The sequence below is a fragment of the Maritalea sp. YIW29 genome, assembly GCF_057219265.1.
On record NZ_JBXVVF010000001.1, the window covers coordinates 1,147,925 to 1,162,661 of the forward strand.

At 49.3% G+C, this 14,737-nt stretch carries 15 protein-coding genes; 5 read left to right on the forward strand and 10 right to left on the reverse strand.

Annotation, left to right across the window (positions count from 1 at the left end; all coding sequences use genetic code 11):
* Positions 1–91: 91 nt before the first annotated feature.
* The gene (gene argC, locus AC2D8L_RS05575) at positions 92–1,144 is read right to left on the reverse strand and encodes an N-acetyl-gamma-glutamyl-phosphate reductase (RefSeq protein ID WP_484684444.1); all 1,053 of its coding nucleotides are present in this window, start codon (positions 1,142–1,144) and stop codon (positions 92–94) included.
* 144 nt (positions 1,145–1,288) lie between these two features.
* Here argC and AC2D8L_RS05580 point away from each other — a divergent pair, with 144 nt between their 5' ends.
* The gene (locus AC2D8L_RS05580) at positions 1,289–2,581 is read left to right on the forward strand and encodes a glycosyltransferase (protein WP_484684445.1); all 1,293 of its coding nucleotides are present in this window, start codon (positions 1,289–1,291) and stop codon (positions 2,579–2,581) included.
* A gap of 26 nt (positions 2,582–2,607) precedes the next feature.
* On the opposite strand, the gene AC2D8L_RS05585 is transcribed toward AC2D8L_RS05580, so the two are convergent.
* The 7 genes from AC2D8L_RS05585 to AC2D8L_RS05615 all read right to left on the reverse strand — a co-directional run bounded on the left by AC2D8L_RS05585 (position 2,608) and on the right by AC2D8L_RS05615 (position 7,522).
* Positions 2,608–3,255, reverse strand: a complete 648-nt coding sequence (locus tag AC2D8L_RS05585) for an SdpI family protein (RefSeq protein ID WP_484684446.1) — start codon at positions 3,253–3,255, stop codon at positions 2,608–2,610.
* Between the two features lie 5 nt (positions 3,256–3,260).
* Positions 3,261–3,518 (reverse strand): metalloregulator ArsR/SmtB family transcription factor, encoded by a 258-nt coding sequence (locus AC2D8L_RS05590; protein WP_484684447.1) that lies wholly within the window; start codon positions 3,516–3,518, stop codon positions 3,261–3,263.
* A 96-nt stretch (positions 3,519–3,614) separates the two neighbouring features.
* Positions 3,615–4,289: an HAD-IA family hydrolase gene (locus tag AC2D8L_RS05595; protein ID WP_484684448.1), complete on the reverse strand. Its 675-nt coding sequence runs from the start codon at positions 4,287–4,289 to the stop codon at positions 3,615–3,617.
* Positions 4,290–4,335: 46 nt separating this feature from the next.
* Entirely contained in the window at positions 4,336–5,217 is an 882-nt protein-coding gene (locus AC2D8L_RS05600) for a DMT family transporter (protein ID WP_484684449.1), read from the reverse strand.
* Positions 5,218–5,360: 143 nt separating this feature from the next.
* Positions 5,361–5,849 carry a 30S ribosomal protein S9 gene (rpsI, locus tag AC2D8L_RS05605; protein WP_484684450.1) on the reverse strand — a complete coding sequence of 163 codons (489 nt, stop codon included), beginning with the start codon at positions 5,847–5,849 and terminating at the stop codon, positions 5,361–5,363.
* A 1-nt stretch (position 5,850) separates the two neighbouring features.
* Entirely contained in the window at positions 5,851–6,315 is a 465-nt protein-coding gene (gene rplM / locus AC2D8L_RS05610; protein ID WP_484684451.1) for a 50S ribosomal protein L13, read from the reverse strand.
* 154 nt (positions 6,316–6,469) lie between these two features.
* Complete coding sequence (locus tag AC2D8L_RS05615; protein WP_484684452.1) at positions 6,470–7,522, reverse strand: COX15/CtaA family protein; 1,053 nt, start codon at positions 7,520–7,522, stop codon at positions 6,470–6,472.
* A gap of 68 nt (positions 7,523–7,590) precedes the next feature.
* Between AC2D8L_RS05615 and AC2D8L_RS05620 the strand changes: the two genes are divergently transcribed.
* Positions 7,591–7,884 (forward strand): DUF2842 domain-containing protein, encoded by a 294-nt coding sequence (locus tag AC2D8L_RS05620; protein ID WP_484684453.1) that lies wholly within the window; start codon positions 7,591–7,593, stop codon positions 7,882–7,884.
* On the opposite strand, the gene AC2D8L_RS05625 is transcribed toward AC2D8L_RS05620, so the two are convergent.
* Positions 7,871–8,929 carry a polysaccharide deacetylase family protein gene (locus tag AC2D8L_RS05625; RefSeq protein ID WP_484684454.1) on the reverse strand — a complete coding sequence of 353 codons (1,059 nt, stop codon included), beginning with the start codon at positions 8,927–8,929 and terminating at the stop codon, positions 7,871–7,873. The two genes, AC2D8L_RS05620 and AC2D8L_RS05625, sit on opposite strands and share 14 nt — an antisense overlap.
* A gap of 18 nt (positions 8,930–8,947) precedes the next feature.
* A complete protein-coding gene (locus AC2D8L_RS05630) occupies positions 8,948–11,215 on the reverse strand; it encodes a Wzz/FepE/Etk N-terminal domain-containing protein (protein WP_484684455.1) in 2,268 nt (755 codons plus the stop codon).
* Positions 11,216–11,407: 192 nt separating this feature from the next.
* Here AC2D8L_RS05630 and AC2D8L_RS05635 point away from each other — a divergent pair, with 192 nt between their 5' ends.
* The 3 genes from AC2D8L_RS05635 (at position 11,408) to AC2D8L_RS05645 (ending at position 14,726) form a co-directional block, all read left to right on the forward strand.
* Positions 11,408–11,977 (forward strand): polysaccharide biosynthesis/export family protein, encoded by a 570-nt coding sequence (locus AC2D8L_RS05635; protein WP_484684456.1) that lies wholly within the window; start codon positions 11,408–11,410, stop codon positions 11,975–11,977.
* A gap of 26 nt (positions 11,978–12,003) precedes the next feature.
* Positions 12,004–13,116 (forward strand): glycosyltransferase, encoded by a 1,113-nt coding sequence (locus tag AC2D8L_RS05640; protein ID WP_484684457.1) that lies wholly within the window; start codon positions 12,004–12,006, stop codon positions 13,114–13,116.
* An 89-nt stretch (positions 13,117–13,205) separates the two neighbouring features.
* A complete protein-coding gene (locus tag AC2D8L_RS05645; RefSeq protein WP_484684458.1) occupies positions 13,206–14,726 on the forward strand; it encodes an undecaprenyl-phosphate glucose phosphotransferase in 1,521 nt (506 codons plus the stop codon).
* Positions 14,727–14,737 lie beyond the last annotated feature (11 nt).

Genomic DNA, 14,737 nt, shown 5'->3' on the forward strand with positions numbered 1-14,737 from the left:
AGCGCTGAACCTAAAAGAAGGTTAGCGCTGTTCATAGATTGATTCAAGTTGTTGCCAGAATGAGTCGGATATGACCGATAAGTATTTGAACTTACGGAAACATTGGTTGTTGGCTTAGACCTGTTGTTTCTTCAAAACCGAACGCAACATTGAAGTTTTGCATTGCCTGCCCTGCACTGCCTTTGACTAGATTATCAAGCGCCGCAATGACGATTGCGCGGCCAGCGATGCGGTCTTCAAACACATTTATGACACAAGAGTTTGACCCGCGAACCATGCCTGTTGAAGGCATTTTGCCCTCGGCTAGAACCCGCACAAATGGCTCGTCGGCATAGGCAGCTTCAAGCGCATTGCGCAGATCAGCGGCTGTTTTACCGCTCGCTAGCTCCAAGTGCGCCGTGATCAGCTCACCCCGACTCATTGGAATGAGGTGTGGTGTGAAATTGACCTTGATGGTTTTACCCGCGACAGCACCGATTTCTTGTTCCAGCTCCGCCGTGTGACGATGTGCACCCACGGCATAGGGTGAAAGGCTTTCGCCAGCTTCAGCGGCAAGTGTATTCTGCTTCAGGCCCCTGCCCGCGCCTGTGACGCCAGATTTGGCGTCCACGATGATCGCATCAACGTTGATCAACTCAGCTTTTGCCAACGGCAGAAGTGCCAACAATACTGCTGTTGGGTAACAACCCGGACACGCGATGATCCGTTTCTGCCGAATCGCACCTCGATTGTGTTCGGTCAGCCCATAGGCGGCATCATCTTGCAGTTTTGGATCGATATGATCATTGCCATACCAAGTTTTGTATTGTGCAGGATCTGTTAGCCGGAAGTCCGCAGACATATCCACAATCTTTGGACGATCAGTTTGGCCGATGATTTCACTCACGATTTTCTGGCTGGTCGCATGTGGTAGCCCACAAAAGATCACGTCATAATCTGCCCAATTTAGTTCGTCTGCACGTTGTAATTGCGGCAGCTCCACCCCACCTAGGTGCGGAAACACATCCTCTACTGCTTTCCCCGCATGGGTATTTGCAGTAAGGGCTGTGAACTGAACGTGGGGGTGAAGGACACCCAATCGCATCAAATCGGCCCCGGTATATCCGGAGGCACCTAGCAGTGCGGCGTTGAGCTTCTGGCTCATGATACTTGCCCTCTTTGATTGATTATGCGAAACAAAAGTGTCCAATTGCGCTGTTCTAGCCGCGGTACATGGTGTTGTAAATAGTTCGATGTTTGGGCGCAGCGTTTCAAATAGCGCTGTTGAGTTATGGGAAGTGAGGTTTTGATGGCAAAACGCATTGCGATCGCCACGATCGGCACGCAAGGTGATGTCCAGCCATATGTGGCGCTGGCAATTGCTCTTCGGGATCGGGGATATTCGGTTGTATTGGGTGCGCCCAATGACTTTAAAGAGATGATTGAGGCCTCAGGCCTCGAATTTTTCTCGCTTGGTCGAAATATTCAAGCCTTCGTAAAACAATCCAATTTGGACGAAGTGGTGACAAAAACACTGCTTACGAGTGCGCCAAAACTGATGCGCCAAGGCCAAAAAATCGTCGAAATTGCAGCCCGTCGCTCTTGGGAAATGGCTCAGGGCGCCGATTTGCTGATGGCAAATATGAACACGACGTTCTGCATTGATATTGGCGAAGCGTTGGACATTCCGGTAATGATGTCAGCACTTCAGCCGCTTACAGCGACGAGTGAGTTTCCCATTGTTGCTTATGATGGCCCAGATTTGGGACCGGCCTTCAATTATATTTCTCATGCGCCGATGAATTGGCAGCAGATGTTTTATGATTGGCCCCGCAATAAATTGCGCAAATCGCTGATGGGCATGGAGCCGCGCAAAAAGGGTGGATTTTTCAAGGATAATAATGGGCACGATTTACCCGCCCTTTATGCCTATTCGCCTCAAGTCAGCCAACGGCCGGAGGACTGGCCCAAAACTGCCCATGTAACCGGCTATTGGCAACTCCAAGACCAATCAGATTGGGAACCAAGCGACAGTTTCAAAGAATTTTTGGCCAATGGATCAGAACCGATTTATGTCGGTTTCGGTTCAATGCCATTTGGTGCTGAACGCAATACACAGATCTTGAAGGACGCTGTCGCCAAATGGGGTGGTCGTGTGGTTGTTGGGCGTGGTTGGGGTGGCATCAACCCTGATGATTTGCCAGACAGCATTTATGCCATCCGCCGTGCGCCGCATGATAAGCTATTCAAGCATGTTGGCGGTGTTGTGCACCATGGTGGTGCGGGCACAACCTCGGCGGGCCTACATGCAGGAAAGCCGACATTTGTTGTGCCCCAAACGATGGATCAACCATTCTGGGGCCGGCGGGTGCACACGTTGGGTTGTGGACCAAAGCCAGTTGCCTTGCGCAAACTGACTTCAGATGATTTGGCATACGCTTTGCGTCAATTGTCGACAAACAAGTCGTATAAAAGCAGTGCAGAGAACATGGCCGCAAAGCTTGCCGCCGAAGACGGTCGTGAGCGGGCTTGCGACATTATTGGTGACGTCATCGCCAACTACCAATCTGCCGCAATGGGTCGCGGCAACGTCGCTCAATAGAACTAGAATTCAGCCGACATTGCTGACTATGCTGCGTCGTGACGGATCGACCGGCTGTATATGATTGCGGCCAATTCTGGAATAATTGCGCAGAGTATCGCGATGACTAGGTTGAGAGGCGTTGGCACGCCAAGCACACCAACACTTATGGCGATGACACCCGTGACCATATAGATTTTGCCGGCAAAATGGTGGGTGCGAACCCAGTTCTCTTCAGAGTCAATTGTTGATCTAATTCTTAGTCCCGCGATCCGGTTGCGGCGGGACTTGGGCAAATTATTGCCGACAAGAACGAGGATCAACCCAATGAAAATCACGGCAGCACGCACCGGATCAATACTGTAATTTAAGGCCACGGCCAATATGATGGCTTGAACGAACACGGCTGCGACAAAGCCAATAATCATTCCAACGCGATATGACTTGCCAGCCGCATCGATTTCGTCTGCGCCCAGTTTCTTGGCCAAAAACAATTGCAGCCCAAACAAAAAGACACATAAAAGCGGTGGAATCGCAAATGCCAGATAGGTTGGCATGAAGTTGTCAGGTTCGCCAGAAAGCGACCAATGTACTGCAATCTCACTGCCCCAAGGGACCAGCCAAAGACCGACTGCAGCAATCAATATAGTCAACAAGAACAATATGATATTGAAGGTTTGAGTTTTAATGTTCATGATTTTCATTCCCCTGTTAGGTCCAGTAAGTCAGACAATGCTGCTTCTAAAATGGACGCGTTGAGGTGATAAAGAATGGTGTTGCCCTGCCTTGTCGTACTCACAAGGTCCGCTTTCTTCAGCTTTGCAAAATGTGTCGACATGGTCGGCTTCGTCAGATCAAAAAGATCTGCTAAATCGCCCGCCGACTTAGGGCCCTTCTTAAGGACCTTCACGACTTTGCGCCGAACCGGATGTGACAGAGCTTCAAAAACTAAATTCATTCAAATCACCTATTTCGATATACATCTAATTAGATAATTATCGAAATAGAGTCAAGCATCATTTTCTATGGCATTAAGGGCTGTGCTTAGGGTCACTTATCGGATCAGTGTGTCAGCTACTTCAAATAGATGTTCAAAATTGGAAATCACACCATCCGGACTGTAAGTCTTTAAGGGGTGCTCAGCATATCCGAAATCGACAGCAATGACTGGGATCTTTGCACGTTGTGCGGTGAGTATGTCGTTTTGCGTGTCGCCCACCATAATTGCGCGTGAACAATCGCCGCCGGCCAATTCTACTGTACGGATCAAATGTCTGGGGTCTGGTTTTTTGAATTCAAAACTATCAGCTCCAGTAACAGCGCAAAACAGCTGGTCAATTTTCAGCTCAAGTAGCAATTTCTTGGCAAGTTCAACTGGTTTGTTCGTACATACGCCAAGCAGCCATCCGTTGTCAGCCAGTTGGGTGAGGCTGGTGCGTGCACCAGGATACAAAACAGTCTCAACACAAATATTTTGCTGATAATCATTGAGGCAAGCGACAAACAATTCATCGATCAGCACTTGATCTGGGGTCATATCTGCCTGTTCGACGGCAAACATGATCATTGCCTTAAGCCCACCTCTGCCCGTCATATAGCCGACTTGCTCGGCACTAACTGGCATCAAATGGTGAGTTTTGAGTGTTCGATTTAGGGCGCCAACAAGGTCGCTGAGCGTGTCCGCGAGAGTGCCATCAAGATCAAAAATAATCGTCGGTTGTTGGCGCATTTTGACCCTAATTGCTTGCACTTAGAAATTTGCCTACATCACTAGGCTAAACTAGCTGTTTTTTGTTCTTGGCATTTTCACCGGCAATATTGACGAAGTTTGCCACCAACACAAGAATAGCGCCGAGTATTACGGGCCATTCAAACGCTTCTTGGTAGAGCACAAATCCAATGAAGGCGATAAGAGGCAGCCGGACAAACTCTAACGGCGTTACAACCGTAGCAGGTGCTAAGCTCAGCGCGTTTGTTATGCAAAAGTGGGCTAGTAAGCCGCATACACCAATAAGGGCAACAAGCAGTATTTCAGTGCCCTGCGGAATGGCAATTTGCCCATCAATTCCGGCGGTTGCAATGCCCAGAACCGAATGCATGACCACCAGCCAAAACAAGATGGCTGTCGTCGATTGGGTGCCTGTAAGTTTTTTGGTCGCCATTGTCGTGCCCGCAAAAAAGATTGCGCATGTCGCGGCAGCAATGATCGCTGGGTCAACAATGATGTTGTCTGGGCGGGCCACAATCAATATTCCGGTGAACCCAAGAACGGCGGCGAATATCTTAGCCGGCGTAAGGCGCTCACCTAAGAAAATTGGTGCCAAAAGCACGACCCAGAGCGGGGAGGAAAATTCAAAGGCAAATAGTTGAGATAGAGGCACAATCGTAACGGCATAAAACCACAGATTTTGCCCGACGAAATGACAAGAATTTCGTATCAAGTGAAGGCGAAACTTGGAAAATCCGATGTCACCCAATGTGCCTGCGAACTTTGCCACTGTCAGCACAATGACGATGCCCAAAAATGAGCGATACATCATGATTTCAAATGTATCGAGCCGTCCGCCAAGTTCCCTGCCCGCAATAGCCATGAGCGAGAATGATGCCATGGCACCGGCCATCCAATAGGCGGCCTTTAAGGGTTGGGATCGGGTCAAGCTGAAAACCTAAACGTTTGAAGAGTTTTAGGCTATCTGTTCAAAGCAGGTCTCGCAAGAACAGGTTGTCGATATTTAACATATGAAACGAAAAAGGGTCGGCAAATGCCGACCCTTCATAAACTTGAAAAGTGTTTTGAAAATTAGCGCTTTGAGAACTGGAAAGAACGACGTGCTTTTGCCCGACCGAATTTCTTACGTTCAACAACACGACTGTCGCGTGTTAGGAAGCCGCCTTTTTTCAACACAGGACGAAGCGCAGGCTCGAAATGAGTAAGCGCTTTAGAAATCCCGTGACGAACCGCACCAGCTTGGCCTGATAGACCGCCGCCAGAAACAGTGGCGACAACGTCGTACTGATCTTTACGTTCTGCAGCAATAACTGGCTGCTGGACAACCATTTGCAACACAGGGCGTGCAAAATAAACAGGCATGTCGCGGCCGTTGATTGTGATTTTGCCTGAACCTGGCTTAATCCAAACGCGTGCAACAGCGTCTTTACGCTTACCAGTTGCATATGCACGACCTTGTGCGTCAAGCTTTTGCTCGTAAACTGGCGCGTCATTTTCAGTTGCTACAACAGTAGCTTCGCCCAATTCTTCGAGCGAGTTGATGGTCTCTTGTTCAGCCATGTTACTTCACCCGCTTGTTTTTAGGGTTGATAGATGCCACGTCCAGAACTTCTGGATTTTGGGCTTCGTGTGGATGCTCTGCACCGCCATAAACGCGCAAGTTTTTCAACTGCGCACGTGTCAATGGACCACCAGGCATCATACGCTCGATAGCTTTTTCCAACACACGCTCAGGGAAACGACCTTCCAAAAGATCGCGCATTGAACGCTCTTTAATACCGCCAGGGTGATTTGTGTGCCAGTAGAAGATTTTGTCGTCCATCTTCTTGCCGGTATATTTCACTTTGTCAGCATTGATAACGATAACATTATCGCCACAATCCATATGCGGTGTGAATGTTGCTTTGTGCTTGCCACGCAAACGTGTTGCGATAACAGCTGCAAGGCGGCCAACAACCACCTCTTCAGCGTCGATCAAGATCCACTTTTTCTCGATCTCGCTCGGTTTTGCCGAGTACGTCTTCATTTCAAAATCCTTGAATTGGTAGGATGCAAACCTTGAGCATTTGCCAAAGTTCACCCCGTTCGTCGTGCGATTTAGACAAGATTACGCCCCTCGTCAAGCACAAAGTTTTAATCGTTGTTTTTCAATGGCTTATGATTGCGGTATCTGAATACCGTTAATTTTGATGTGACATATCAGCGAGATAGGCCACAATTGTTGCAAGCAAGATAAATGCAGTCGCTTGATGGGCAAGTGCTAAGTGGATTGGAACCACATAAATTAGGGTCAATATACCCAAAACCACCTGTAAAATGGTCAGCGCAGCGATCGAAATCATCCAACCGTGCACGCCATCAAACTGGGTTTTCGCCCATGCATGCCAAGTTAAACCGACAACGACAGCAAATATGAAATAGGCCAACATACGGTGCGAGAATTGAACGGTGATGATGTTTTCAAACAGATTGAGCCACGATGGCGTGAGCATATCCATCCCATCCGGGATGAATTTCCCGTCCATAAGCGGCCACGTGTTGTGGGAAAAGCCAGCATCCAACCCCGCGACGAAGGCACCCGCGATGATTTGCACATACACAAGCAAGCCAAGCAGAGAAACGAGCAGCGGCCACCCTTTTTGCACCCAAATGACGGTAGGCTCTCTTAATCGACGCGCAACCCAAATCAAGGCCAGAAGCAAAATGCAAGCAGCACCCAAATGCGCAGCAAGGCGATATTGGGAGACGTCAACGCGCTCGGTTAGGCCAGAGGAGACCATCCACCAGCCCAAAAACCCTTGAAAGCCGCCCAAGAAAAACAACGTGGCGAGAGCTGGTGCTAATTTCCAGTTCAAGCGTTTTTGAAAGAGAAACACCAAAAATGGCAATAGAAATGCCACCCCGATAAAGCGACCGAGGAACCGGTGTCCCCACTCCCACCAAAAAATGCCCTTGAACTCTTCAAGCGACATGCCTTTGTTGATTTGCTGATATTCAGGGATTTGCTTGTAGGCCTCGAACTCGGCAGTCCAATCCTGAAGGTTTAGAGGTGGGATAGTGCCTGAGATCGGCTTCCATTGGGTAATCGACAATCCAGAATCTGTTAAGCGCGTCGCGCCACCAATGACCACCATAATCAACACAAGTAGCGCCATCACATAGAGCCAAATGCGCACCGGGCGCAATTTTGCATAAGGATTTGTGGCGGTTGAAGTGTGGTCAATTGACGACATGCGCATTATGCCCTTGCTTGAGATAGACTTCGTGTTAAATCGTTAGAACCGAAACCGCAAGGATCGTCATGCGATTGCCAAAGCATCATAATGACGCAGTTTATGCCACCCAAAGTGGACAGATGGGGATTACATTGACTTTACGACAGCGCAAACTACTGGGCATCCCGATTATTTTGGTTGTAATCATCGCCTACGCGACCATCGCCTCGATCATTTATGAGTACTGGCTTGTAGACGCGCATACGGCGATATTGCTAATTTATTTCGCCGTAGTGGGTTCCGCTTGGTTTTTCCCGGCAGCATGGACCATTAAATGGATGTCAGCACGGCCCCATGAGTTGCCACCTAATCAAGATTGACTTTTTTCATGCCGCTATGGGCGGTGAAAATGGCGCCTGTCAGGAAGACATCTAAAAATCTGCGTTTTTGATATTTCCCGTTGAGCGATATCCGCGGCAAGGCGTTCGGGTATTTCGCATTTTCCGCATAAAGCCCGCCAGGGCGGGTCGTGACAGCGCAGGTTAAATTGTCCATCGACTTCACTGCATCAAACTCACGCCTGCCTGCGGATGCGGGCCCACCCAACGGGTATGAGAAATGCGTTGGCATTTTACCAAACTTTTCCCCGAGCTTCTCAATCGACATTGTGATTTCGTCACGCATTTGATGTTCAGGAAGTTTCTTGAGTTCTGGATGGTTCATCGTATGCGCTCCGATGGTGCACAATGGATCATCCGCAAACGTTTGTAGCTCGTCCCAATTCATAATGAGCGAGCGGCAATGCTCGGCTAGGTTAAGCTGATAGCGTTTCGCAAGCTGCTGCAGCAAAGCCATTCGCTCTTCCTCGGTCTCGTTGCGCATAAACCAATATAGGTGGTCAAATGCCGCATTCTTTTGCGCGGTGTCATTGGTCGGCAGGGTCTGGTCGCCCTCGCCCACATCAAACACAATCTCATTGTTGGCGCTGATTATGTCTTCGAGCGCCTGCCACCAGATTTCGGCTTTGGCACTTGTGAGATTGGGGGCAATGAACAATGTGAACGGGCAATTGTGCTGGCGCAAAATCGGCAGCGCATATTCTAGATTATCGCGGTAGCCATCATCAAAGGTGAAAACGACGAACTGATTTTCTTTCTCAGTCGAATTTATACGTCGCAACGCTTCGTCTAGATCGACAATATCCACACCAAGATCACGGCACCGCAAAATTGCGCGTTCAAGAAAATCAGGGGTGATTTGCAGAATGGAATTTGGCGAAAACTCAGCAGGCGGCGTTGGTAATACGCGATGAAGGGTGAATATGACGCCCTTGGATGCTGAAAATCGGCGGATTGCGGCGGCAACGCCCGGCAAGGCAAAAACTTCCATTGCCAAATGGATCAAGCGATATTTCAAATTGCTCATACTGTTCCCGCCCTCAGGCTAAGCAACATCAGACTGAACTTTGGATTGTTCAATGCACGTGATGTTTTGAATGCCCAGTGCACGAACGTCGCCCATCAATGCTTCAAGCTCCATCTGATTTGAGGTTTGAGTCACTAACAGAAGCGAAGGATTTGAATCTATAAATGGTGCAAGTGGCGCGCTTAGCCCTAAGCGACCGCATTCGACGATAACATGATCGTAAATCTCGCTAAGCGCATCCATCATCAACGTAAACCGTTCGCCTGAGAAATGAAGCCGGTCCTTGGTGCCCCATGGCACATAATATTGTTCTTCAGTCGCGCCTTTGCGGATGATTGAGCCAAAGTCAGCATCACCAACACACATGTCGGTTAGGCCCGTCATGTGCAGTTGATCTGGGCCACCGGCATTGACAACAATTACGCTGCGACCATTGTGCGCAAGATATTCCAGCAGTTCGTCTGCCACGACACTATCTGTGCGCGTTGGCGAAGCATTGGTGACAAGAATCGTGCTTTCACGATTGGCTATCAATTGTGCTGCTAAGGCGGACATTGAGCCATTTGCAATTGCTGAAACCTCGGCATTGCTACTTACATTTGCTCTGACAGGCGCTGTAGGTTTCGCTGCTGCTTCTGTTTCTGCGGATGTTGCCAGTTGCTGGACATCGGCAACTTCATCTTTCACCATTTCATGAACGTCATCATGATCATCTATATGATTTTCCGAACGGTCGCTAACATCGTGTTGATCAAACTCTTGCTCGGCCTCAACGGGCGGTTCAATTTCATGATGCACCGGTTGCGATTGCGCCACAAAAGGTTCAGCTGGGGTCGCCGCCATTTGCTGGGGTTCGTCCTGCAGTTCGTGTCGCACCGTAATCACGCGACCTGAGGCCAGTTCTGAAATGATCACCATGCCCAGTTGCAATACAACTGAAATGGAGCCTACCAATATCAACAGCAGCGGCACATTCGGCCAAGATGCTCTGCCGGGGGTTGAAGCCGAAGAAATGATGCGAACGTCCGGGAAAATTGCACCAGTGTTAGTGCGGGCTGTAGCTTCGCTCTGGCGTGCGAGGAATGTATTCAGCAAATTACGTTTTGCACTTGCTTCGCGCTCGAGTTCAGCAAGCGTGACGCCGCTGCGTTCTGCGCCTGAGGCAGAAAGCTTTAATCGTGTCAAATCATCGCGAAGCGATCTTTCCAACTCACCCTCAATTTGGGCTTGAGTGACGAGCGACTCGGCAATCCGGCGCCCTTCAATTTGAATTTGCCGATCAATATCAACAATCTGCGCATCTAGCGCACGCAATGTGGGGTGGCTGCTGAGCAATGTCGCAGCGGACTGCGCGCGTGAGGCTTGGAAGTTTGCCTTTTGCTCAGACATGCGCTGAATCACAGGCGACTGACGAACATCAGGCACCGATTCTAAGCTTTGCCCCGTCTGCAACAGGTTGCGAATGAGACGCGCCCGGGCAATCGCTGAGTTTTTGCGCTCAGAAACCGTGCTGATTTGCCGAGATAGGTCTGACAATTGCTGACCAATTAGGGTTGTGTCGCGTGTTGAGCGGAAAAGGTCGTTCTCCACACGGAAATTTGCAACTTTGTTCTCAGCATCAACAACATCGCGGCTAAGGCTCGCAATTTCTTGGTCCAACCACTTTGTAGCTTCTGATGTATCTGAAATCGCTAGCGCTGAACGACGGCTGACCAATGCTTTGGCCAGTGCGTTGGCGACGTCTGCGGCTATCTTTGGGTCAGTTGAGGAAAACTTAATTGTAATTACCCGACTGTCCCGCGCCTGTGCTGCGACCAATTTCTTGGAAATCTGGCTGATAATATTGCTGTCTAGCGAAGAGCTTGAAACACTAGCGTCACTTGACCCCGAAGAGAATAGTGCAAATACCAGATCCAACGGCCCGGCTCCGCCGCCCATGAATGCAGGATTTGACCTCAAATCGAGTTCATCCACAACGCGGATCAATGTCTCACGCGATTTCAGAAGCTGGATTTGGCTCGCAATCGCTGCGTTATCAACCGCAGACTGACTTGTTGGACCGGCCCGTGTAGCCGAACTTTGCGCGAAGCTGTCGCTTCTTGGCTCCAAGAGCACACTAGCGCTAGCAGAATATTCCCTGGTCATTAGCGATGTAGCGACAAAGGTCAATCCGCAAAGAATCACTGTGATAATTACAATCCGCGGCAATGCACGCCAAATCGCACCAAACAGTTGATGGATGTTGAGTTGTACGTCTTCGTAGCTCTTAGCCCCGTTCTGGGTCATGCAACGATTCCTTCGCGGTGAAAAATACACTGCGTCCTTTTTGCCCCTCTATGGTAAGAATTCAGTTAATTTTACGCACGAACGCTTGTTTTGAGAAACAATCACTTGGGATCGTCGCGCTCACATTTTTCCTGAAAATTAACCATAAGTGCCCATAAGGAGTGAAGTACTCGATTCTTAAAGGTCAATGTTATGCCATTGTTGCGTTCCGCGTTTTTGTTGGTTGTCTTGTTTCTTTCGGGATGCGCAGCCACTCCGCGCGTTCCGACATTCGACGACCCGACCGTTTTTTCAAATGACGGTGCTTCGTACCTGTTGGATACGGGCGACGTGTTACGGGTAACAGTTTACAATGACACTCAACTTTCCAGCCAATATGGTATCGACGATGCGGGCTATATCTCCATGCCACTTGTGGGCCGCGTTTATGCACGTGGAAAATCGGTAAGCCAAACAGCAACGCTGATAACCGGTCGACTTGCTGCGGGATATTTACGTGACCCGAATGTGGCAGTAGAAGTTGCTCAATATCGCCCCTTCTACATTCAGGGTGAAGTTTCAAACTCTGGGCAGTTCCCATTTGTATTTGGTATGAGCGTGCGCGCCGCGATCAGCACGGCTGGTGGATTTAGCGACACGGCGGCTAAAAATTCTGTGACGATCTATCGACGGACCAAAACCGGCACCACCCAGATGCGGGCGGATATGGAAACCGCTATTCAACCGGGTGACACTATTGTTGTTCACGAGCGTTGGTTATAACGCCTTCACAATCGGAATCTGAAACCATGGATAAGTCATTGCGCGTATTGCAAGTTTTGCGAGCGCCAGTTGGCGGACTGTTTCGGCATGTTTGCGATCTCACCGCCCAATTGGCTGAACAAGGCCATCACGTCGGCATGGTGGTCGATGCGCTTTCATTTGATAGCGAGACTGAACAGAAGCTTGAAAGAATCTCACCACACCTAAAACTTGGTATTCACCCGATCGCCATTCCTAGGCTTTTCGGTCCTCAAGACCTGCTGGCCCCCATCAAAATTCGTAAACTTATTAAGCAAAGTCAATTTGATATTGTGCATGGGCATGGTGCTAAAGGCGGCTTTCATGCCCGACTTGCAGGATGGAACAAGCCCGGCGTCAAAAAGGTTTATACACCACATGGCGGGGCTTTACATTTTTCTCGAACTTCGCCCGCGGGCCGCGTTTTTCATTTTTTGGAAAAACGACTTATTCCGCTAAGTGACCACATTATCTTTGAAAGCGCATATGCCCAAAAGACCTACACGGCGCAAATTGGCGATGTTGGCGAGATTGGAAGCGTTGTTCACAACGGTTTGGCGGATGGGGAGTTTAGCCCCGTGCCCTCGTCAGGCAAGTATGATTTCGCCTTTGTCGGTGAAATGCGCGACCTGAAAGGGATCGAGTATTTATTAAGAGCGCTGAAGGGCGTAAAAAACAAACTGGGTGGGCAAGCGACACTGCTGCTGATCGGAGACGGACCACATCGCCACCAATTTGAACAACTCGCAAGTGAGTTGGCGTTGACCGACAGTGTGAAGTTTGCTGGAGCGCAACCGGCAAAGAACGGTTTTGCTGAGGCGGACACCGTCACTGTGCCATCCCTAAAAGAGTCCCTCCCCTATATCGTTATGGAAGCTGTAGCCGCAGGCAAATATGTCATTGCAACTGACGTGGGTGGCATTGGCGAGATTTTTGGTGCCGAAAAACACCAACTTATCGCGCCAGCGGATGTCGAGGCGCTAAGAAACAAGATGGTTGGCGCGCTGAGCCCTGACGCAGAGATGCAGAACCATCGCAATGCGTTGTTTGCAAATGTCCGATCAAATTTCTCAATTGACAAAATGGCCAGTGAAATTGCGGATATCTATTTAACTCAATAGCAATTGATTAACCGTGATGCTTCACCGCAATTTCACGCCTTTGATATATTGTGCTTCTTGAATAACTCAAATTCGATCAGGAACCACGGATGTACCGAATTGACCCAAAAGAGGTTGTCGCAGAGATGTTAAGTGAGCGCCAGCAGGCCGTCGCAGAGAGTTCACTATCCAAGCGGGCAAAGGAAATTGCCGCACAACCAGTTGATCGCGCCATGTCGAGCAAAATCATTGTCGGCGTTGTTCAATCCATCGAATTTTTGCTGCTGACAACAATTGGGATGATCATTTATTTCGCCTATGTGATCGATGGTGATATTTTTCACTATATCACCCTCAGCATTGCTGCGTCGGGTATAGCACTATTCGGACAGAACCTTGTCAAAAATCACTCTATTCAAAAATACCGCACAACACTGACCCAAATCGGTCGCGCACTTGCAGTTTGGGCATCTGCAATTGTCTTGCTGGTGGCGGCAGTATTCTTGCTGAAAATCAGTGACTTTATTTCCAGAGCATGGATCTTAATCTGGCTCACAACAGGCGCTGCGACTTTAGTTTTCTACCGTATGGCAGTGCGAAATCTCATTCTGAGTTGGACCAAAGCTGGTCGGCTAAAGAGACGCACCGTGCTGGTGGGTGGTGGCCCGGAAGCAGAGGAGTTGATCAACGGGATCAAGAACTCTGCGCATAACGATATTGAACTGTTCGGCCTGTTTGATGATCGTGCCGACAAACGTTCGCCTGAACTTGTTGCTGATTGCCCGAAGTTGGGCAAAGTTTCTGATCTGCTCGAATTTGCGCGTTTGACACGCATTGATTTGGTCATCGTGTCCCTACCCGTTTCGGCCGAAACGCGGGTGCTGCAAATGCTGAAGCAGCTTTGGGTTCTACCAGTAGATATTCGCCTTAGCGCGCATATGAGCAAGCTGAAATTTAAGTCTCGTGCCTATTCATTCCTTGGCGATGTGCCCGTGTTTGATATGGCGGACAAGCCCATTTCAGACTGGAACATTGTTGCCAAATGGTTGTTCGATATGGTTGTGGCAGCCGTTGCTTTGGTGGTTTTTTCACCCATCATGTTGTTGACCGCTATCGCGATCAAGTTGGATAGCAAGGGCCCAATCTTCTTTAAACAAAAGCGCCATGGCTTTAACAACGAGTTGATTGAAATATACAAGTTCCGCTCAATGCGCACAGAAATGTCTGACGCACAGGCAACCAAATTGGTGACCAAAGATGACCCTCGTGTCACCAATGTCGGCAAGTTCATTCGCAAGACATCCATTGACGAGCTGCCTCAGTTCTTAAACGTTCTGCGCGGTGAGCTATCAATTTGCGGGCCACGCCCACACGCTTTGCAGGCAAAAGCCGAAGACCGGCTATACCACGATGCAGTTGACGGCTATTTCGCCCGCCACAGGGTTAAGCCTGGGATCACCGGCTGGGCACAGATCAACGGCTGGCGCGGGGAAACAGACACGGTTGATAAGATCATGCATCGAGTCAATCACGACCTCTACTACATTGAAAATTGGTCGATTTTCCTTGATTTGTACATCTTGCTGATGACGCCAATTTCACTGATTAGCAAAAATGAAGGCGCCTACTAGTTCGGGTTTTT